Annotated in this window: 19 protein-coding genes; 5 read left to right on the top strand and 14 right to left on the bottom strand. The window is 73.8% G+C overall.

The window, feature by feature from the left end; translation table 11 throughout:
• Positions 1–21: 21 nt before the first annotated feature.
• The 3 genes from ACZ60J_RS26205 (at position 22) to ACZ60J_RS26215 (ending at position 3128) form a co-directional block, all read left to right on the top strand.
• Positions 22–1464 (top strand): GuaB1 family IMP dehydrogenase-related protein, encoded by a 1443-nt coding sequence (locus ACZ60J_RS26205; RefSeq protein ID WP_469685451.1) that lies wholly within the window; start codon positions 22–24, stop codon positions 1462–1464.
• Positions 1465–1591: 127 nt separating this feature from the next.
• The gene (locus tag ACZ60J_RS26210) at positions 1592–2398 is read left to right on the top strand and encodes a VOC family protein (RefSeq protein WP_469685452.1); all 807 of its coding nucleotides are present in this window, start codon (positions 1592–1594) and stop codon (positions 2396–2398) included.
• 127 nt (positions 2399–2525) lie between these two features.
• Positions 2526–3128 (top strand): sigma-70 family RNA polymerase sigma factor, encoded by a 603-nt coding sequence (locus ACZ60J_RS26215; protein WP_469685454.1) that lies wholly within the window; start codon positions 2526–2528, stop codon positions 3126–3128.
• Here the strand turns inward: ACZ60J_RS26215 and ACZ60J_RS26220 are convergent.
• The 9 genes from ACZ60J_RS26220 to ACZ60J_RS26260 form a co-directional block, all read right to left on the bottom strand.
• Positions 3055–4290 carry a sensor histidine kinase gene (locus ACZ60J_RS26220; protein WP_469685456.1) on the bottom strand — a complete coding sequence of 412 codons (1236 nt, stop codon included), beginning with the start codon at positions 4288–4290 and terminating at the stop codon, positions 3055–3057. The genes ACZ60J_RS26215 and ACZ60J_RS26220 overlap by 74 nt on opposite strands.
• 178 nt (positions 4291–4468) lie before the next feature.
• On the bottom strand, positions 4469–6244 hold the full coding sequence (locus tag ACZ60J_RS26225) for a sodium/solute symporter (protein ID WP_469685458.1): 1776 nt from the start codon (positions 6242–6244) through the stop codon (positions 4469–4471).
• A 189-nt stretch (positions 6245–6433) separates the two neighbouring features.
• A complete protein-coding gene (locus tag ACZ60J_RS26230) occupies positions 6434–6709 on the bottom strand; it encodes a hypothetical protein (protein ID WP_469685460.1) in 276 nt (91 codons plus the stop codon).
• 214 nt (positions 6710–6923) lie between these two features.
• Entirely contained in the window at positions 6924–7085 is a 162-nt protein-coding gene (locus ACZ60J_RS26235) for a carbohydrate-binding protein (protein ID WP_469685462.1), read from the bottom strand.
• A 65-nt stretch (positions 7086–7150) separates the two neighbouring features.
• The gene (locus tag ACZ60J_RS26240; protein ID WP_469685464.1) at positions 7151–8005 is read right to left on the bottom strand and encodes a LytR/AlgR family response regulator transcription factor; all 855 of its coding nucleotides are present in this window, start codon (positions 8003–8005) and stop codon (positions 7151–7153) included.
• Between the two features lie 169 nt (positions 8006–8174).
• On the bottom strand, positions 8175–9125 hold the full coding sequence (locus tag ACZ60J_RS26245; protein ID WP_469685612.1) for an SCO0930 family lipoprotein: 951 nt from the start codon (positions 9123–9125) through the stop codon (positions 8175–8177).
• A gap of 138 nt (positions 9126–9263) precedes the next feature.
• Complete coding sequence (locus ACZ60J_RS26250) at positions 9264–10343, bottom strand: GDSL-type esterase/lipase family protein (RefSeq protein ID WP_469685465.1); 1080 nt, start codon at positions 10341–10343, stop codon at positions 9264–9266.
• Positions 10340–11173, bottom strand: a complete 834-nt coding sequence (locus tag ACZ60J_RS26255) for an SDR family NAD(P)-dependent oxidoreductase (RefSeq protein ID WP_469685467.1) — start codon at positions 11171–11173, stop codon at positions 10340–10342. The genes ACZ60J_RS26250 and ACZ60J_RS26255 overlap by 4 nt, the downstream gene beginning before the upstream one ends.
• Entirely contained in the window at positions 11170–12294 is a 1125-nt protein-coding gene (locus tag ACZ60J_RS26260) for an LLM class flavin-dependent oxidoreductase (RefSeq protein WP_469685469.1), read from the bottom strand. Before ACZ60J_RS26260 ends, ACZ60J_RS26255 begins: the two co-directional genes overlap by 4 nt.
• A gap of 309 nt (positions 12295–12603) precedes the next feature.
• Here ACZ60J_RS26260 and ACZ60J_RS26265 point away from each other — a divergent pair, with 309 nt between their 5' ends.
• Positions 12604–14097 carry an amino acid permease gene (locus tag ACZ60J_RS26265; RefSeq protein ID WP_469685471.1) on the top strand — a complete coding sequence of 498 codons (1494 nt, stop codon included), beginning with the start codon at positions 12604–12606 and terminating at the stop codon, positions 14095–14097.
• Between the two features lie 10 nt (positions 14098–14107).
• Positions 14108–14563 carry an Lrp/AsnC family transcriptional regulator gene (locus ACZ60J_RS26270; protein WP_243334460.1) on the top strand — a complete coding sequence of 152 codons (456 nt, stop codon included), beginning with the start codon at positions 14108–14110 and terminating at the stop codon, positions 14561–14563.
• Here the strand turns inward: ACZ60J_RS26270 and ACZ60J_RS26275 are convergent.
• The 5 genes from ACZ60J_RS26275 to ACZ60J_RS26295 form a co-directional block, all read right to left on the bottom strand.
• The gene (locus ACZ60J_RS26275; RefSeq protein WP_469685473.1) at positions 14541–14921 is read right to left on the bottom strand and encodes a WhiB family transcriptional regulator; all 381 of its coding nucleotides are present in this window, start codon (positions 14919–14921) and stop codon (positions 14541–14543) included. The genes ACZ60J_RS26270 and ACZ60J_RS26275 overlap by 23 nt on opposite strands.
• A 133-nt stretch (positions 14922–15054) precedes the next feature.
• Positions 15055–16200, bottom strand: a complete 1146-nt coding sequence (locus ACZ60J_RS26280; protein WP_469685475.1) for an LLM class flavin-dependent oxidoreductase — start codon at positions 16198–16200, stop codon at positions 15055–15057.
• Between the two features lie 97 nt (positions 16201–16297).
• On the bottom strand, positions 16298–17665 hold the full coding sequence (locus ACZ60J_RS26285; RefSeq protein ID WP_469685476.1) for an NtaA/DmoA family FMN-dependent monooxygenase: 1368 nt from the start codon (positions 17663–17665) through the stop codon (positions 16298–16300).
• 26 nt (positions 17666–17691) lie between these two features.
• Entirely contained in the window at positions 17692–18921 is a 1230-nt protein-coding gene (locus ACZ60J_RS26290) for an LLM class flavin-dependent oxidoreductase (protein ID WP_469685478.1), read from the bottom strand.
• Positions 18922–18982: 61 nt separating this feature from the next.
• Entirely contained in the window at positions 18983–19093 is a 111-nt protein-coding gene (locus tag ACZ60J_RS26295; RefSeq protein WP_351439380.1) for a putative leader peptide, read from the bottom strand.
• Positions 19094–19184 lie beyond the last annotated feature (91 nt).

Consider the following 19184-nt stretch of genomic DNA (forward strand, 5'->3'; position numbering starts at 1 on the left):
ATCGACTGGGATGTTCAGCACGTGCGTTTTCTCAATGACCTGAAGCCGCCGTACGACCTGACGTACGACGACGTATTCATGGTGCCGAGCCGCTCCGCGGTCGGTTCCCGCCAGGGCGTCGACCTTTCCGCGCCTGACGGCACCGGCACCACCATTCCGCTGGTCGTGGCCAACATGACCGCCATCGCCGGACGCCGGATGGCCGAGACGGTCGCCCGCCGCGGCGGCATCGTCGTCATCCCGCAGGACATCCCGATCGACGTCGTCACCGACGTGATCTCCTGGGTGAAGACCCGCCACCTCGTGCTCGACACCCCGATCACGCTGGCCCCCACCCAGACCGTCGCCGACGCGCTGTCGCTGCTGCCCAAGCGCGCCCACGGCGCCGGCGTGGTCGTCGACGCCGACGGCCGCCCGGTGGGCGTCGTCACCGACCACGACCTGACCGGCGTGGACCGCTTCACCCAGCTCTCCGAGGTCATGTCGAAGGAGCTCCTGCTCATCGACGCCGACATCGACCCCCGCGAGGCCTTCAACAAGCTCGACGCCGGCCACCGCAAGCTGGCCCCCGCCGTCGACAAGGACGGCAAGCTCGTCGGCATCCTCACCCGCAAGGCCGCGCTGCGCGCGACCCTGTACACCCCCGCCACCGACGCCAACGGCAAGCTGCGCATCGCCGCCGCCGTCGGCATCAACGGCGACTTCGTGGCCAAGGCCAAGCAGCTGCTCGACGCGGGCGTGGACACGCTCGTCATCGACACCGCGCACGGCCACCAGGAATCGATGATCAACGCGATCAAGGCCGTCCGCGCCCTCGACCCGCAGGTCCCGATCGTGGCCGGCAACATCGTCGCCGCCGAAGGCGTCAAGGACCTGATCGACGCCGGCGCCGACATCATCAAGGTCGGTGTGGGCCCGGGCGCCATGTGCACCACCCGCATGATGACCGGTGTGGGCCGCCCGCAGTTCTCCGCGGTGCTGGAGTGCGCGGCCGAGGCGAAGAAGTACGGCAAGCACGTGTGGGCCGACGGCGGCGTCCGCCACCCGCGCGACGTGGCGATGGCCCTGGCCGCCGGTGCCTCCAACGTCATGATCGGCTCCTGGTTCGCCGGTACGTACGAGTCCCCGGGCGACCTCCAGCAGGCCGCCGACGGCCGCCTGTACAAGGAGTCCTTCGGCATGGCCTCCGCCCGCGCGGTCCAGAACCGCACCTCGGAGGAGTCCTCCTACGACCGCGCCCGCAAGGGTCTCTTCGAGGAGGGCATCTCCACCTCGCGGATGTTCCTTGACCCGGCCCGCCCGGGCGTCGAGGACCTGATCGACTCGATCATCGCGGGCGTCCGCTCCTCCTGCACCTACGCCGGTGCCGCCTCCCTCGCGGAGTTCGAGGAGAAGGCCGTCGTCGGCATCCAGTCCGCGGCGGGCTACGCCGAGGGCAAGCCGCTGCACGCCAGCTGGAGCTAGTCACTGCCACACCACTGCGCCGGGGTCCCCGTGGGGCCCCGGCGCAGTGCTGTCCGCCGTCACAGCGGGCGGGGGCAGGTGCGCGGTGCCACGCTGGTCGTACCCGAACCGCGAAAGGCAGCCCGTCATGATCACCACTGACTTCGTCCCCGGCTCCCCCTGCTGGCTGGACCTCGGCGCACCCGACGTCCCCGCCGCGGCGGCCTTCTACGGAGCCGTCCTCGGGTGGGAGTACGAGTCCATGGGCGAGGGGGAAGCCCCCGACGGCGGGGAAGGCGGCATGTTCAGGAAGGACGGCAAGATCGTCGCCGGACTGGGCAAGCTCACCGAGGAGGGCGCCCGCCCGGCCTGGATGATCTACTACAGCGTCCCCGACGCCGAAGCCACGACCCGCGCCGTCCGGGACGCCGGAGGCGCCGTCCGGGTCGAGCCGAGGCAGCTCGACGAGTGGGGCACGATGGCGCAGTACGACGACCCGATGGGGGGCCAGTTCGCCGTCTGGCAGCCCGGACAGAACAAGGGCGTCGACCTCGTGGACCAGCCGGGCTCCCTGTCCTGGACCGAGCTGTACACGAGCGACGCAGCGGCCGCCCGGGAGTTCTACGGCGGCGTCTTCGGCTGGCAGTTCAGCGATATGCAGATGCCGGGCGGCGAGGGCACGTACACCCTGATCACCCCTGCCGGGCTGCCCGAGGGGCGCATGCAGGGCGGGCTCATGGAACTCACCGCCGAGGACCTGGCCGTGGCGGGCGGACGGCCGTACTGGCACCCGGTCTTCCACGTCACAGACTGTGACGCGGCGGTCGCCGAGGTCACCGCGCGCGGCGGCAGCGTGCAGATGGGGCCCGCGGACGCCGAGGGCGTCGGCCGGCTGGCCGTCTGCCTCGACCCGTCGAACGCCGACTTCGTGGTGCTGACCCCGTCCCAGGACTGAGTCCCGGGGCTGAGTCTCCCAGGGCTGAGCCACAGGGCTGAGCCCCGCCCGGGCCGCTTCCCACGGCCCCGGCCCCTCCCGCGCGGCCCCGCCGCCGTCCGCCCGGACGGGCGGCGGGGCCGTTCGCGTGCCGCCGTGCCGCCGCCGCACCGACGCGTACGCCCTCGCCCGGCTGGAGAAGGAGCACGGCAAGGCGCTCCGCGGCTTCCTCCTCGGCCTCACCTTCGGTGAACGCCACCGCGCCGAGGACCTCGTCCAGGAGACCCTGTTCCGCGCGTGGAAGCATCCCGAAGCCCTGGAGAGCAGCGCCCACGCCTCCATGCGGCCCTGGCTGTACACCGTCGCCCGGCGGGTGGCCATCGACGCCCGCCGGGCCCGCCGGTCGCGCCCGGCCGAGGTCGGCCCCGACGGGCTGGAGCAGTCGCCGGCCGTCGAGGACCGCACCGAGCGGTCGGTCGCCGTCCTCGACGTCCGCGAAGCCCTGCGCCTACTGAGCCCCGAACACCGGGCCGTGCTCCTGCCCATCTACTTCCGCGGGGCCGGCGTCTGCGAGGCCGCCCAGGAGCTCGGAGTACCCGCCGGCACGGTCACATCCCGTACGTACCGCGCTCTGCGGGCCCTGCGCACCCTCCTGCGGATGGCAGCCCGGGGTCCGGTCAGCGCCGGGGGATTCGGCCAGGCGGGGCCGAACTGTGCACCCCCGCACGGTACTTGGGAATCCGGACCGTGATCTTCATGCCGGCGCCCACGCCCGTCTCGATGACGAGCCCGTGGCCGTCCCCGTAGACCTGCCGCAGCCGCTCGTCCACATTGGGCAGCCCGATGCCCGAGGAGGAGCCCGGCTGCTCGCCGGCCAGGATCCGGCGCAGCAGGGACGGATCCATCCCGACGCCGTTGTCCTCGATCGTGATCAGCGCCTCCGCGCCCGCGTCCCGGGCCGCGATGGTGATCCGGCACTCCTGCGTGGAGTCCTCCAGCCCGTGCTTGACCGCGTTCTCCACCAGCGGCTGCAGGCACAGGAAGGGCAGCGCCACCGGCAGCACCTCGGGCGCCACCTGCAAGGTCAGCTTGAGCCGCTCCCCGAACCGGGCCCCGGCCAGCGCCAGGTACTGCTCGATGGACCGCAACTCCTCGGCCAGCGTGGTGAACTCCCCGTGCCGCCGGAAGGAGTAGCGCGTGAAGTCCGCGAACTCCAGCAGCAGGTCCCGGGCCCGCTCCGGATCGGTGCGCACGAACGAGGCGATCGCCGCCAGGGAGTTGAAGATGAAGTGCGGGGAGATCTGCGCGCGCAGCGCCTTGATCTCGGCCTCCATCAGCCGGGTCCGCGAACGGTCCAGCTCGGACAGCTCCAGCTGCACGGACACCCAGCGCGCCACCTCGGTGGCGGCCCGCACCAGCACCGCCGACTCCCGCGACCCGTAGGCCACCAGCGCGCCCAGCATGCCGTCCTCCCCGGTCAGCGGGGCGATCACGGCCCACTTGAGGGGGCAGTCGGGCCGCTCGCACTCGGTGCGCACGCTCTGGCTGCGCCCCGAGTCCAGCATCACCGCGACCCGGGCCATCGCACGGCGTTCGTGGTGGTCGGCGCCCGGGCCGTCCCAGGCGAGGACGCTCTCGCGGTCCGTCAGGCACAGGGCCTCGGTCCCGAGGAGGGAGCGCAGGCGCCGGGCGGCCTTGCGGGCGGCGTCCTCGGTGAGGCCGGCGCGCAGCGGGGGAGCGGCGAGGGAGGCGGTGTGCAGGGTGTGGAAGGTGGCCCGTTCGACGGGGCTGCCGAGGTCGAGGCCGAGGGCGCGCTCGCCCTGGCGGGCGTGCCACCGGCCTCCGGCCCAGCCGAGCCCCAGCAACAGCGCCCCGCCGGCCGCGACGAGCATCGGGAGCAGTGCTCCGTTCATGGTGTGCCGCCCTTCGTCGAGAGCACTGCTCCGGTCGGAGTGCACCGGGCGCGGCTGTGAGCGGTGCTCCGGGAGGTGCTCCAGGGCGACGCCCCGCCGACGGCCGTGAGCTCCGCTCCGGCCTTGGAGCACCGCGCCACGATCAGAGCGCCGCTCTCGTCCCGATGCGCTGCTCCGGTCACAGAGCATCGCCCTTCCCGGCGGCAGCGACAGCCGCGCCCCCGGCTCCGCCGCCCGCGGGGGCCGACTCCGCCACGTCCTCCGGCAGGTGCAGCCGCGCCAGCGTCGCCGCGGTCCCCGGCGGGATCCGCCCGCGCGTGCCCAGCGACACCAGCACCATCGTCAGGAAGCCGAGCGGGACGGACCACACCGCCGGCCATGCCAGCAGCGTGTTCGCCCACCCCGCCGGAGCCAGCCCGGCCCGCGTCGCCAGCACCGCGCTCAAGGCCGCCCCGCCCCCCGTCACCAGCCCGGCCACCGCCCCCGGCGGCGTCAGCCCGCGCCACCAGATCCCCAGCACCAGCAGCGGACAGAAGGACGACGCCGACACCGCGAAGGCCAGCCCCACCGCGTCCGCCACCGGCACCTCCGGCACGGCCACGGTCCCGGCCAGCGGCACCAGGATCGCGACCAGCACCGCGACCCGGAAACTGCGCACCCCGCGCGAAGGCAGCACGTCCTGGTGCAGCACCCCCGCCACCGCCATCGTCAGCCCCGAAGCCGTGGACAGGAACGCCGCGAACGCGCCCCCCGCCAGCAACGCCCCGAGCAGCTCCCCGGCAACCCCGCCCACCACCCGGGCCGGCAGCACCAGCACCGCCGCGTCCGCCTCCCCGGTCAGGGCCAGCTCCGGGGCGTAGATACGGCCCAGCGCGCCGTACACCGGCGGCAGCAAATAGAAGGCGCCGACCAGGCCGAGCACCACCAGGGTGGTGCGCCGCGCCGCCCTCCCGTTCGGGCTCGTGTAGAAGCGCACCGCCACGTGCGGCAGCCCCATGGTCCCGAGGAAGGTGGCGAGGATCAGCCCGTACGTCGCGTACAGCCGCAGCTCGGGCCGGTCCCCGGACAGCGGCTCCGACCAGCTCGACACGCCGGGTCCGGCCTCCGCCCGGCCCTGCGGCACCGCGGAGTCCGGGGCGAACTCCAGCCGCGCGTGCGCCCGTACGGAATGCTGCCCGGCGCCCAGGGTCACGGGCTGCCCCGCGTACGCCTGCCCGTCCACCTGGCCGGTCACCGTCACCGTCAGCGGCGCGTCCAGGGACAGCCGTACGTCCTCGGCCAGCGTGACCGCGGTGTGCTCGCGGAACACCGCCGGGGCGTCGAAGGAGGCGCGCGGGGCGCCGTCGCCCGCCCAGGCGGCCAGCAGGAAGAACGCGGGCACCAGCAGGGCGGTGAGCTTCAGCCAGTACTGGAAGGCCTGTACGAAGGTGACGGACCGCATCCCGCCGGCCGCCACCGCCGCGGTCACCACGCAGGCGACGACCACCCCGCCCACCCAGTGCGGGGCCCCGGTCAGGATCTCCAGGGTCAGGCCCGCGCCCTGGAGCTGCGGCAGCAGGTACAGCCAGCCGACGCCGAGTACGAACAGCACCGCGATCCGGCGCACCGCCTGCGATTCGAGCCGGGCCTCGGCGAAGTCGGGCAGGGTGTACGCCCCCGACCGCCGCAGCGGGGCGGCGACCAGCACCAGCAGCACCAGGTACCCGGCGGTGTAGCCCACCGGGTACCAGAGCATCTGCGGCCCCTGGAGCAGCACCAGCCCGGCCACGCCGAGGAAGGAGGCCGCCGAGAGGTACTCGCCGCTGATGGCCGCCGCGTTGAGGCGCGGGCCGACCGTGCGCGAAGCCACGTAGAAGTCCGAGGTGGTCCGGGAGATCCGCAGGCCCAGTGCGCCGACGAGCACCGTGGCCAGGACGACGACGGCGACGGCGGTCAGCGCGTACGTCTGGTTCACCGGCGGGTCCTTCGGCTGGGGCGCGGGCGCGGCCCTGCGCGGGTGTCGGGAGTCGGGTGTCGGGTACCGGTCGCGCGCCGGGGCCGGCGGGTGGGTGCCGGGGGCCCGGGCCGCGTGCCGGGGTCACGGGAGTCTACGCACGCGCCCCGAGCGGCGACAGGCCCGCCCGCAGGCCGGGCCGGATATGCCTCAGCGGGCGGGATCGCGGTGCCCGGCGCAGTCCCGCAGGGCGATCTCCAGCTCCACGTACGATTCCTCCGCGCGCCGGAAGGCCAGCGTCAGGGCCGCCTCGGCCCGCGGCGGCAGGTGCCCGTACGCGCCCTCGTGGGCCTCGTAGAGGACGTCGGCCCAGCGGGCGGCCGCGCTCCGCAGGCGGGCCAGCAGCACCTCGGCTTCGGCGGGACCGGCCGGCCGGGTGCGGGGCAGTCCGGTCAGCGCGTCGAGCAGCGCCTGGATTTCGGACATCCGCTTCCTCCCCTGGCCGAAGATCCACGATACCCGCGGGGGCCCGCCCGGGTGGGTGTCCCGGCCACCGCTGCGGCCGACGGCCGGGCCCGGTCGCCGTACGCCCCTGTGGGAGCGGTGAACGGCCCGTCCGCGCGCCGGACGGTCGGCCGGGCGCGTTCGGACGGCCCGGCGACGGCCGGCGGTCGGCCTTCGGTCGGCCTTCGGAGGGCGTTCAGACGCGGTACTGCTGCCAGAGCTTCACGGCCGTCTTCGGGTTGGTCGCGGAGTTGGACTTGTTCGCCTCCAGGCAGCGGTACTGCTTCCCCTGGTAGGAGACCCTGTCGCCCTGGGCGTACTGCCGGTTGACTTTCCAGTCCGAAAATCCTGCTGCCATGTCGCGGTACCTTTCATCGGACCGGCCCACCGCCGGGTCCGCCCGAATCCTCGCACGTCGTGGGGTCAGCCCATCGCCTGGCGCATCAGCAGGTCCCTCAGCTCCCGCGCGTGCCTGCGGCTCACCTGGAGCTCGGCCGCGCCGACGCGGACCGTGGTGGTGCCCGAGTCCAGGCGCAGTTCGTCGATGCGGGCCAGCGCGACCAGGTGGCGGCGGTGAATGCGGACGAATCCGCGGGCCGCCCACCGCTCCTCCAGTGTGGACAGCGGAATCCGTACCAGGTGGCTGCCCTCGTCGGTGTGCAGCCGGGCGTAGTCGCCCTGGGCCTCCACGTACGCGATGTCCGCGATCGCCACGAAGCGGGTGACTCCGCCCAGTTCGACGGCGATCTGCTCGGGCGCCCGGTCCGCGCCGCGGACGGCCGCGGAGGGCGCGACGGGCGCCCCGGCGGTCTCGGAGGCGGCCGTGCGGGCCGACGCTCCGGCGGGCCCGGCCTCGGGGGCGGCCGGAGCGGGCTGCTCACCGGACCGGCCGGACTGCGCCCAGGCCCGCCGCACGGCCTCGGCCAGCCGCTCCGGCCGGACCGGCTTGAGCACGTAGTCCACGGCCTTGAGGTCGAAGGCCTGTACGGCGAACCCCTCGTGCGCGGTGACGAACACGATCAGTGGCGGCCGCGCGAACCCGGCCAGCAGCCGGGCGATGTCCAGACCGGTCAGCCCCGCCATGTGGATGTCGAGGAAGACCACGTCGATGACGTCGGCCCCGTCCGGGCCGCTCTCCAGCGCCCGGGTGATCCGGCGCAGCGCCTCGGTGGCGTCCGAGGCGCCTTCGGCGCTGAGCACCCGGGGGTCCGAGCGCAGCAGGTAGAGGAGCTCTTCGAGCAGGGGCTTCTCATCGTCGACGGCCAGTACGCGCAGCATGATGCGGAGTCTAGGTTCCGCCCGGCCGGGGCGGAACGGTGCGCGGCCCCCGCCCGGGGGGAGGGGAGGCGGGGGCCGCGCGGTCGGTTGGTTCGGAGGACCGGTCGCAGGGGCCGATCTCGGGGCTGGTCTCGGGGGCCGGTCTCAGGGGCCGGTCTCAGGGGCCGGCCTACTGCACGGTGATGAGCTTGCCGTCGGGGGCGACCGCGTACCAGGTGCCGCCGACGCCCTGCCCGTTGACGTCGCCGGCCTTCTTGTCGCCGGTGAAGGTGTAGACGGGCCAGCAGTTCACCGTCTGCTGCTTCTTGCCGTCGGGGCGGTCGAGCACCAGGTAGTTCTTCTGGATGATCCCCTTGGCGTTCGCCTGGTCCACCGGCGGCACCACCGGCCACTTGGCCACGCAGTCGCCCTCGCACTTGGAGACCATGGGCCACGCGGTGTCGGGCTTGAACCGGTAGACCGTCATCCCGTTGCCGTCGACGATGTGGTCGCCGAGCTTCGGGTCCTTGGCCACGGTCAGCGCGCCGGCGGCCTGGCCGGCGCCGCCGGGCGCGGGGGCTCCCTTCGCCGCCTTCTTGCCGTCGGGCGCCGCCGCGAACCAGGTGCCGCCGACGCCCTGCCCGTTGGTGTCGCCCGCCTCGGTGTCCTTGCTGTACCGGTACACGGGCCAGCCCGCCACCGTCAGCTGCTTGCTGCCGTCGCTACGGACCACCTCGCCCAGCAGCGACGGGTCCGTGCCCGCCGCGGCGGTGGCGTCGCCGGCCGCGACCACCGGCCAGACCTTCGCGCAGTCCCCGTCGCAGGAGGACTTGGACGGCTTCGCGGTGTCCTTGTCGAAGCGGTAGAGGGTGAAGCCCGCACTGTCGGCGAGGACGGGGCCGAGCTTCTCGTCCTGGGCGACGGCCAGTTGGCCGCCGGGCCGGGCGGCGCCGGCCGTGTCGGCGTCGGAGCCCGAGCCGTAGCCGTAGCCGTCGCCCGAGGACGGGGCCTGGGAGGGAGCGGCGACGGCTCCGGCCGGCTGGGCGTTGTCGCCCGCCGAGTCGCTCCCGCCGCACGCGGTCGCGGTGAGTGCGACGACGACCGCCACGGCCGCCAGGGTGGTTCCGAGCTTGATGCCCATCGTGATCTCTCCCACGTGTGTGTCCCTGCCTGCGCCGCCGCATCCATCCATCCGAGTGGAGCGGAGCGGCGGCAACTTGTGCAGGACACGCCCGGGCGGGGCCGGTCTGTTCAATCCCTCCGGTGTGGGCTGTTTCACTCAGCCGAAGTCGAACCCGGCCCGCTTCACGGCCGTGGCCACAGCGAGGCCGAGCGTGCGGTGCCCGGCGTCGTTGGGGTGCAGCCCGTCCGCCAAGTGCTCGGGGCCCAGCAGCTCCCGCCCCGGCAGCAGCACCAGCCGCTCGTCCCCGGCGGCGATCCGCTCCCGGGTGGCGCGCTCCATCGCGTCGCGCAGGGCGCCCAGGGTGGCGCCCAGCTTGTTCGGGGTGCGCTCCGCGTCCGGGCGCAGCACGGGGGAGAGGAGGAGCAGCGGTGTCCGGGGGTGGCCCTGGCGGACCAGTTCGAGGAACGCGCGGGTGGTCTCGTACAGCAGGGGAGCCGAAAAGGGCACGCGGGACCAGCAGTTGGTGCCGAAGGCGAGGGCGAGGACGTCGGCGGGGAGTCCCGCGAGCTGTTCGGCGCAGGCCAGCTCCCCGCGCGCGGCGCCGGCGTAGCCGAGGTTGACGGTGTCCCAGCCGAGCGCCCGCCCGGCGACCGCGGGCCAGCCGTGCGCTGGCCGGGTGGACCACCAGCCCTCGGTGATGGAGTCGCCGTGCACCACCCAGCGGGTGGCGGGCGGTGCGGGGGCGAGCGGGCCGCCGATCCCGCGCAGGGCGAGGATCAGCGGGGACTGGGTCTCGGGCGGGTGGATGGTGAACGGGCCGGAACCGCCCGGCAGTTCGATGCGTACGACGGCCTCGGCGGCGGGCTCGGTGTACAGCTCGGTGACCACCCCGTGCCGGTCCCACAGGGCGAACCCGTGGGCCAGGTCGCGCAGTGCGTCGGTGGGGCCGGGCACGGTCGCCCGGTAGTGGATCTCCACCGCGCGGGTGCCGGGCGCGGTGAACTCCAGGCGCACCCCGATGGGCAGCGTGGCCCGCTCCCCGGTGTCCCAGGGCAGCCGCATGGTGTCGGCCGGGTCGGCCCGCACGGGCCGGCCGCCCCCGTCCAGCCAGGCCACCCCGCGCAGGAAGGGCGCGGGGTCCAGCCAGGGCCCGGCCTCCGCGGCCGCGCCCGTGCCGAGGCCCGTGCCGACGCCTGTGTCCGAGCCGGTGTCCGGCCCGGCTTCCCGTGTGCTCATCGTGCGCCTCCGACCGTCGGGTACGGGAACTTCACGCCGACGCCGCCGTCCACGACCAGCGTCTGGCCCGTCATGTACGAGGACTGCGGCGAAGCCAGGAAGTACAGCGCGGCCGCGATGTCCCCGGTCTCCGCGACCCGGCCCAGCGGGGCGTTCTCCGCGTTCAGCCTGCGCCCCTCGGGACCCAGCAGGGCGGCCACCCGCGGGGTCCACACCACCCCCGGTGCCACCGCGTTGACCCGTACCCCGCGCGGGCCCAGCTCTACCGCCGCCGAGCGCACCAGGGAGATCAGGCCGGCCTTCGCGGCCCCGTACGCGGCGTGCAGCGGGGCGGCGGTGAGCCCGGACACGGAGGCGACGAAGACCAGCGGTCCGCCGCCGGCGGCGGCGACGGCCTCGCCGCCGTACTGGACGGCCAGCCAGGCGTGCCGCAGCACCAGGTCGAAATGCCAGTCCCAGCCCTCGTCGTCCAGCTCGGGCAGCGCGGCGTACCGGGCCATGCCGACGATGTCGACGACCCCGCCGACCGGGCGGCCCCCGAGCAGCTCCGGCGCCGCGGCGAAGAGTTCCCGTACGGCCTCGCGCCGCGTGACGTCGGCGGCGTACGGGACGCCCCCGGTCTCGGCGGCGACCGCCCGGGCCCGCTCCTCGTCCACGTCCACGCACAGCACGCGGGCTCCGCCCGCGGCGAGCGCGTGGGCGGTCTGGCGGCCGATGCCGTTGCCCGCGCCGAGCAGGACCAGGGCGCGGCCGTCGAGCCGGCACAGGGCGGCGTAGTCGGGGACGGGGGAGGTGTCGGGGTCGGACGCGGTGGCCGGGCCCCCGCTCACGCGGAGGCCTTCCGCGGGGTGTACCGGGCCAGCTCCGGGATGACTTCCTTGCCCAGGATCTCCAGGGTCCGCAGGATCTCCCGGTGCTCCAGGTACCCCCACTGGACGTAGCAGATGAGCTGGTCGACGCCGAGGTCCGCGTACCGCTTGGCCTTGGCGACGATCGTCTCCGCGTCCCCGATGAGGATCATGTCCCCGTCGCTGAACTCCCGTACGGGTACGTTCCCTTCGAGGATCGGTGTGAGCAGCGGAAAGGTGCGCTCGCGTTCCTCGGGGCTCAGGTGCGGCAGCTCCCAGTCCAGGGTGAACTGCGCCAGGTTGGAGTACCACCAGGCGACCGAGTCCCAGACCCGGGGGTCCGGCTCGGTGCGCGGCGGGGTGGCGTGGACGAGGGTGTAGGCGGCGACCCGGTTCGTGGTGACGTCGGTGAGGGGGCTCGGGGCGGCGGCCGCGGCCCGGTAGGCGGCCACCTGGGCGGCCATCGCCTCCAGGGGCTGCATGATCGAGAAGGACAGCAGCCCGAGGCCGTGCCCGCCCGCGACCTCCGCGGAGCCGGGGGAGGTGGCCGCCATCCAGGCGGGCGGGTGCGGATCCTGCACGGGCTTGGGGGTGACCATGCGGCGCGGGAAGGAAAAACGCTCCGATGCGTACGCGAAGTACTCCTCGCGCCACATTCCGGTCACGATTTCTATGGCCTCGCGCCAGTCGTCCCGGGACTTCTCCCGGTCCACCCCGAAGGCCGCCTGTTCCATGGGCGTGGACCGGCCGGTGCCCCACTCCACCCGGCCCCCGGAGAGCACGTCGACGGTGGCGACCTTCTCCGCGATGCGCTGCGGCGGGGTGAAGGCGAAGGGGGTCAGGGTCACGCCGAAGCCCAGCCGGATCCGCTCGGTGAGCCCGGCCAGGTGCCCGAGGAGGACCTCGGGGGCCGGGCAGTGCGAGCGGCCCTCGCGGAAGTGGTGCTCGACCGCCCAGACGGTACGGAAGCCCATCCGGTCGGCGAGCCGGATCTGTTCCACCGCCTCCCGGTAGGCGCGCTGCTCGGCGGCCCGCTGGCCGTGGGGGTGGGCTCCCCGCCAGGGCCGCGGCACGTCGATCTCGTAGAGCACGTCCAGGTCCATGGCGGCACGCTGCGCCAGATCTGACGAAGTGTCAAGAATGCGGGTCGGGATCACCTGCGCACTGATCGATCATCCCCGCGCAACAAAGGACCATTCAGGACGCATCCGCGCAACGATCAGTCGCCTATGTGCAAGGATGGTGCATTACGGGCGGTATCACTCAGCTCGTAGGCTCACTCGCTGTACGTGGAGTGGCGTGGACCGCCTGCTCGGCGGTCCCCATGCCCAGGCCTTCCCGGCCTGCTCCTGCTCCGGACCGCTGCGGTCGATGCCAGACAACCCCACCCGCAGTGACTAAGGAGTCCCCTCGTGCTCGATCACGGCCAGGCGCCCCCGCTCGCTCCCGCCCCCGGGGCGCCGCGCAAGCCCGCCCACCCGCTCCTGCGCCGCAAGCCGGTGGAGCAGCTGGTCGCCGAGGGCGGCCAGGGCGAGGGCGGCATCCTGCGCCGCTCGCTCACCATGTGGCAGCTGACCATGATCAGCATCGGTGCGACGCTCGGCACCGGCATCTTCGTCGTCCTCGGCACCGCGGCCCCCAAGGCCGGCCCCGCCGTCACGATCTCCTTCGTCATCGCGGGCCTGACCGCCCTCTTCTCGGCCCTCTCCTACGCGGAGCTGGCCGGATCGGTGCCGGTCTCCGGATCCTCGTACTCGTACTCGTACGCCACCATGGGCGAGCTCGTCGCCTGGGTCTGCGGCTGGTGCCTGGTCCTGGAGTACGGGGTCTCCGTCGCAGCCGTCGCCGTCGGCTGGGGCGAGTACCTCAACGAGCTCCTCGACGGGACCATAGGCGTCACCATCCCCGACGCCGTCTCGGCCCCGCTGGGTGAGGGCGGCTTCATCAACCTGCCGGCCCTGGTCGTCGTCCTGCTCGCCATGGTCTTCCTGATGCGCGGCGCCAAGGAGAGCGCCCGGATCAACTCGATCATGGTCGGCGTGAAGATCGTCACCCTGCTGCTCTTCATCGGCATCGGCTTCATGGGCATCAAGGCCGGCAACTACGCCCCGCTCGCGCCGCTCGGCATCACCGGCATCAGCGCCGGCGCCGCCACGCTCTTCTTCTCGTACATCGGCTTCGACGCCGCCTCCACCGCCGGTGAAGAGGCGAAGAACCCCAAGCGCGACCTGCCCCGCGCGATCATGCTCTCGCTGCTGATCGTGACCGTGCTCTACGTCCTCGTCGCCTTCGTCGCCGTCGGCGCCATGCCGTGGCAGGACTTCGAGGGCACCGAGGCCGCGCTCGCCCAGATCATGACCGACGTCTCCGGCCACACCTTCTGGGGCGTCGTCCTGGCCGCCGGCGCCGTCGTGGCCATCGCCTCCGTCGTCTTCGCCGTCCTCTACGGCCAGACCCGCATCCTCTTCGCCATGTCCCGCGACGGCCTCGTGCCCAAGGTCTTCGCCCGGGTCGACGCCAAGAGCGGCGCCCCCCGCGCCAACGTGGTGATCGTCTCCCTCTTCTGCGGAACGCTCGCCGCCTTCATCCCGCTCGGCAAGCTGGCGGACGCCACCAGCATCGGCACCCTCTTCGCCTTCGGCCTCGTCAACGTCGCCGTCGTCATCCTGCGCAAGACCCGCCCCGACATGCCGCGCACCTTCAAGGTGGCGCTCTTCCCGATCACGCCGATCCTGGGCCTGCTCGCCTGCGGCTACATGATGTTCAGCCTGGACACCGCCACCTGGATCGTCTTCGGTGGCTGGATGGCCGTTGGCCTCGTGGTCTACTTCCAGTACGGCATCCGCCGCTCCCGACTGGCCACGGACCGGCCGACCGCCACGCAGCCGGCCACAGCAGAAAAGTGATCCACCCGTAGTGCGACTGAACGATCTCGACGAACGCATCGTGCACGCCCTGGCCAAGGACGCCCGCCGCTCCTTCGCGGACATCGGCTCCGAGGTCGGACTCTCGGCCCCCGCCGTCAAACGGCGTGTGGACCGGCTGCGCGCCGAGGGAGCCATCACCGGCTTCACCGTCCGCGTGGACCCCGCCTCGATGGGCTGGGAGACCGAGGGCTTCATCGAGATGTACTGCCGCCACAACACCTCGCCGGACGACATCCGGCGGGGGCTGGAGCGCTACCCCGAGGTGGTGTCCGCGTCGACCGTCACCGGCGACGCGGACGCCCTCGTCCAGATCTTCGCCTCCGACATGCGGCACTTCGAGCGGGTGCTGGAGCGGATCGCGGGCGAGCCCTTCGTGGAGCGCACCAAATCCGTCCTCGTCCTCTCCCCGCTCCTGCGCCGCTTCACCTCCGGCGCGCCGGCGTAGGGGTCCCCACCGCCCGCTTCCCGCGCTTGCGCAGCAGGACGCGGCGCTCCTCCTCGGTCAGACCGCCCCACACCCCGTACGGCTCCCGCGTGCGCAGGGCGTGCTCCATGCACTCCGTGCGCACCGGGCAGCCGGCGCAGACCCGCTTCGCGGCCTCGTCACGCTGCTCCCGGTCCTCGCCCCGCTCGTCCGCGGGATGGAAGAACCGCGTCGAGCCGAGCTCGCGGCAGGCGGCCCGCGACTGCCACTGCCAGTGGTGTCCGGCGGACCCGGGCAGCCGGGCGACGCGGGCCGCCGGGATGCGGGGAGTCGCGGGAGGTGCGGTGGACGCGGTGGCCCTGGAGGGGCTGCGGTTCATGACGGTTCCCTTTCGCGGTGAGGTCGCAGACTGTCCTCCCCAGCGTCTGACCGCTCCGCTCCGCGCCAAACCCGCCCGCGGACATCCCGGCCCGCGACGTCCCCACCCGCGGACATCCCCACAACGGCCCTGCCTACCAGCGCAGATGCCCCCGCCGCGCCCACTCCCCGGCCAGCAGCCGGTACGAGCGCACCCGGTCGGCGTGCCCGTGCGTGATCGTGGTGATCAGCAGCTCGTCCGCACCGGTCGCCTCCCGCAGCCGCTCCAGCTGGTCGGCGACGGTGGCCGGCGAACCGGCGAACTGCGTCTCCACCCGGTCCGCGACCAGCTCGTGCTCCGCCGTGGACCAGCCCCGGGTCAGGGCGCGGGCCTCCTCCGGCGAGGGGAAGGGGATCGCACCTTCACCGGACCGGATGCTGTGCACCCACGGCGCGTACCCGGCGGCCAGCTCCTGCGCCTCGGCGTCGTCCGGGGCCACCACGACATCGGCGGACACCGTCAGGTGCGGCCGGTCCAGCCCGCCCGGCCCGGCCGAGGGCTTGAACGCGGCCCGGTAGGCCTCGGCCGCCTCCAGCACGCTCGCCGGGCTGACGTGGTAGTTCGCCGCGAACCGGAGCCCGTTCGCCCCGGCCGTCTCCGCGCTCACCCCCGCGCTGCTCCCCAGCACCCACACCTGCACATCGGCGCCCTCCCCGGGCACGGCATGCGCTTCCACCCCGTCCGGCGAGCGGTACTCCCCGCGCAACAGGGCCAGTACGTCGCCCACTTGCTCGGCATACTCCTGCGCCGTGGCCCCCGGCAGCTGCAACAGCCGCTGCTGGAGCGCGATCCGCGGATGATCGCGCAGGTGGGCGAAGGAGAAGGGCTTCGGTATCCGCAGGCCGTTCGCCGTGGTGTACGCCACCGGCGGCGCGGCCCCGGCACGGCGCGCCGGCGGGCCGCCCGCCGAGCGCCCCAGACCCAGGTCGATCCGCCCCGGGTGCACCGCGTCCAGCAGGCCGAACTCCTCGACCGTCGACAGGGCCGTGCGGTGCCCGAGCTGGACGGCCCCCGAGCCGATCCGGATCGTGGAGGTGGCCGAGGCGGTCAGCGCCAGCACCACGGCGGGCGAGGTCCCCGCGACCCCCGGATTCAGGTGGTGCTCGGCGAACCAGTAGCGGACGTAGCCGAACCGTTCGCTCTGCCGGGCCAGGTCGACGCTGCTGCGCAGGGCCTCGGCCGCCGTGGAGCCGGACGGGACCGGGACGAGGTCGAGGACCCCGAGCGGGATGCCGGGCATGGTGTTCCCCCTTCTGTGGGACGTGCTCAGGACGGGCCCGGGACGGGCTTCGGGCGGGGTCCTGCGGGGCCGGGGCCGGGGTCGGCCGCGGCCGGAGTCAGCCGCGGACGGGGGCGAGCGCGCGGGGCGCGGCCAGCCCGAGGTGGTCGCGCAGCGTCGGGCCGGCGTACTCCCGGCGGAACACCCCGCGCTCCTGGAGCAGCGGGACGACGGTGTCCGCGAAGGCGTCGAGCCCGCCCGGGGTCAGGTGCGGGACCAGGATGAACCCGTCGGCCGCGTCCGCCTGGACCAGGGCGTCGATGGCCTGGGCGACGGTCAGCGGCGAGCCCACGAAGGACTGCCGGGCGGTCGTCTCGATCACCAGTTCCCGGATCGACAGGCCCCCGGCGGCCGCCCGCTCCCGCCACTCCCGCGCGACGGCCACCGGGTCGCGGTTCATCCGCACGCTCGCCCGGCCCAGCGCGATGGTGTTCTCCCCGGGCTCGGGATCCACGTCCGGCAGCGGTCCGTCCGGGTCGTAGCCCGACAGGTCCCGGTTCCACACGTGCTCCAGGTACTTGATCGCGGTCGCCCCGCTGACCTGCAGGCGCCGCACCTCGTGGGCCAGCTCCCGCGCCTCGGCGTCCGTGTCGCCGAGCACGAAGGTCGCCGCCGGGAGGATCTTCAGGTCGTCGGGGGTGCGCCCGTACCGGGCCAGGCGCCCCTTGACGTCCGCGTAGAAGGCGCGGCCCTCGTCCAGCGTGCCGTACCGGCCGAAGATGGCATCCGCGGAGGCCGCGGCGAACTCCCGCCCCTCGTCCGAATCGCCCGCCTGGAAGATCACCGGCCGGCCCTGGGGGCTGCGCGGCACGTTGAAGTGCCCGGAGATGTCGAACTGCTTGCCGCGGTGGGCGAAGGCGCCGGGGTCCGCGTCCCGCAGGAACTCCCCGGAGGCCGGGTCGGCGAGGATCTCGCCGCCGTCCCAGGAGTCGAAGAGCTCGTGGGCGGTGTCGAGGAACTCCCTTGCCCGCTCGTAGCGTTCTTCGCGCGGCAGGAAACCGCCGCGCCGGAAGTTCTCCCCGGTGAAGGCGTCCCAGGAGGTGACCACGTTCCAGGCGGCGCGGCCACCCGACAGGTGGTCGAGGGAGGCGAACTGGCGGGCCACCTCGTACGGTTCGTTGAAGGTGGAGTTGATGGTGCCGGTCAGCCCGAGGTGTTCGGTGACGGCGGCGAGCGCCGCCAGCACGGTGAAGGTGTCCGGGCGGCCCACCACGTCCAAGTCGTAGATCTCGCCTCCCTGTTCGCGCAGGCGCAGGCCCTCGGCGAGGAAGAGGAAGTCGAACTTCGCGCGCTCGGCGGTCCGCGCGAAATGGACGAAGGAATCGAAGTCGATCTGGCTCCCGGCGGCGGGGTCGCTCCACACGGTGGTGCTGTTGACCCCGGGGAAGTGCGCCGCGAGATGGATCTGCTTGAGCGGCTTGCTCATGGGTGCTGTCGGTCCTTCCTGGGGGATCAGGCGGCAGGGGAAGCAGGGGCGTCGGGGGACCCGGCAGGGGCCGGCCGGCCGGCGGCGTACCGGTTCGCCGGGCGCGGCAGCCCCAGCAGGCCGCGGAGCGAGGAGGCCTCGTAGGCCCGCCGGAACGCCCCGCGCCGCTGGAGCTCCGGCACCAGGCCGCGGGTGATCGCCGGAAGGTCGTGGGCGAGCACCCCCGGCCGCAGCCGGAAGCCCGTCAGCCCGGCCTCCCGACCCTCCAGAAGCAGGTCGGCGAGGCCCGCCGGAGTCCCCGCGAAGGCGGGGGCGTCACTCGTGTACGCGGCCCCGTACGCGGCGTCCAGCCGCTGGAGCCGGCGCTCCGCCGCGGCCGGCCGCTCGTCGAGGAAGACCGTCAGCTCGCCGAACAGGTGCGGGGTGCCGGGGAGCGCGGCGACGGCGGCGCGGATCTCGCCGGCATCGTGCGCGGGCAGGTAGCCGATGTCGGCCGACCGGGCGAGGAAGGGATACACGGCGGCGTCCGAGGCGAGCGCGCTCACCGGGGGCAGGCCCTGGGGCGGCCGCGGGGTGATCGAGGGGCCCTTCACGCTGAACCGGGGGCCCTCGAAGTCGATGTAGTGCAGCTTGGTGCGGTCGATGAACCGTCCCGTGGCCACGTCGCGGATCTCGGCGCCGTCCTCCCAGCTGTCCCACAGCCGCCGCACCACCTCGACGTGGTCGGCCGCCTCCCCGTACAGCTCGGCCCGGGCCGGCGGAGCCGTACGGCGCCCGAAGTGGCGTACCTCGTCGGGCCGTTCGGAGATCTGGATGCGCAGCCCGGCGCGCCCGCGGCTCACGTGGTCCAGGGTCGCGAGCGCCTTGGAGACGTGGAACGGCTCCGTGTGGGTGGCCACCACGCTCGGCACCAGCCCGATGTGCCGGGTCAGCGGCGCCACCCGGGCGGCGACCAGCACCGCGTCGAGCCGGCCCCGCACCAGGTCGGTGCGGCCGTCGGGCCCGGCCGGATCGGTGGACTGCAGGCTCAGCGAGTCCTCGAAGGTGACGAAGTCCAGCAGCCCGGCCTCGGCCTCGACGGCGAGCGCGGCCCAGTAACCGGCGGTGAACAGCCGGCCGGCCTCCGCACCCGGTTCGCGCCAGGCGGCGGGATGCCAGCCGGCACCGTCGAGGGCCACGGCGAGACGGAGCGCGGGGGAGGACGCAGAGGACGGGGACGGGGACGGGGACGGGGACGGCGAAGGGTGCACGGGCATGGCGGAACTGCCTCCTGATCGGGCGGCGCGGCGAAAGGCGGAGCGGATCGCGAAACGCTGATCAGGAACGACAGAGGGAGCCGGCGACGCGCAGGAGGTCGATGTGCGCGCGGGAGTGCAGCCGGACGGCACGGCGCGGGGTGAGGGCGGCAGCGGCGGTTCGTACGGTCATGCCGGGCCACCCCCTCGCTCGTCGGTCCGCGGTCGTGCCCACGGTCGTGCTTCCGACGCTAGATCAGGAGGGGCCGGGCCACAACGGATCG

This window comes from Streptomyces sp. NPDC104226 (assembly GCF_055584085.1).

What these genes read in the sequence shown, in the direction of transcription:
- ACZ60J_RS26210 (WP_469685452.1), top strand. Translation starts at nt 1,592, where the DNA reads ATGATCACCACTGACTTCGTCCCCGGCTCCCCCTGCTGGCTGGACCTC.
- ACZ60J_RS26220 (WP_469685456.1), bottom strand. Translation starts at nt 4,290, where the DNA reads ATGAACGGAGCACTGCTCCCGATGCTCGTCGCGGCCGGCGGGGCGCTG.
- ACZ60J_RS26230 (WP_469685460.1), bottom strand. Translation starts at nt 6,709, where the DNA reads ATGTCCGAAATCCAGGCGCTGCTCGACGCGCTGACCGGACTGCCCCGC.
- ACZ60J_RS26235 (WP_469685462.1), bottom strand. Translation starts at nt 7,085, where the DNA reads ATGGCAGCAGGATTTTCGGACTGGAAAGTCAACCGGCAGTACGCCCAG.
- ACZ60J_RS26240 (WP_469685464.1), bottom strand. Translation starts at nt 8,005, where the DNA reads ATGCTGCGCGTACTGGCCGTCGACGATGAGAAGCCCCTGCTCGAAGAG.
- ACZ60J_RS26245 (WP_469685612.1), bottom strand. Translation starts at nt 9,125, where the DNA reads ATGGGCATCAAGCTCGGAACCACCCTGGCGGCCGTGGCGGTCGTCGTC.
- ACZ60J_RS26250 (WP_469685465.1), bottom strand. Translation starts at nt 10,343, where the DNA reads ATGAGCACACGGGAAGCCGGGCCGGACACCGGCTCGGACACAGGCGTC.
- ACZ60J_RS26260 (WP_469685469.1), bottom strand. Translation starts at nt 12,294, where the DNA reads ATGGACCTGGACGTGCTCTACGAGATCGACGTGCCGCGGCCCTGGCGG.
- ACZ60J_RS26275 (WP_469685473.1), bottom strand. Translation starts at nt 14,921, where the DNA reads ATGAACCGCAGCCCCTCCAGGGCCACCGCGTCCACCGCACCTCCCGCG.
- ACZ60J_RS26280 (WP_469685475.1), bottom strand. Translation starts at nt 16,200, where the DNA reads ATGCCCGGCATCCCGCTCGGGGTCCTCGACCTCGTCCCGGTCCCGTCC.
- ACZ60J_RS26285 (WP_469685476.1), bottom strand. Translation starts at nt 17,665, where the DNA reads ATGAGCAAGCCGCTCAAGCAGATCCATCTCGCGGCGCACTTCCCCGGG.
- ACZ60J_RS26290 (WP_469685478.1), bottom strand. Translation starts at nt 18,921, where the DNA reads ATGCCCGTGCACCCTTCGCCGTCCCCGTCCCCGTCCCCGTCCCCGTCC.
- ACZ60J_RS26295 (WP_351439380.1), bottom strand. Translation starts at nt 19,093, where the DNA reads ATGACCGTACGAACCGCCGCTGCCGCCCTCACCCCGCGCCGTGCCGTC.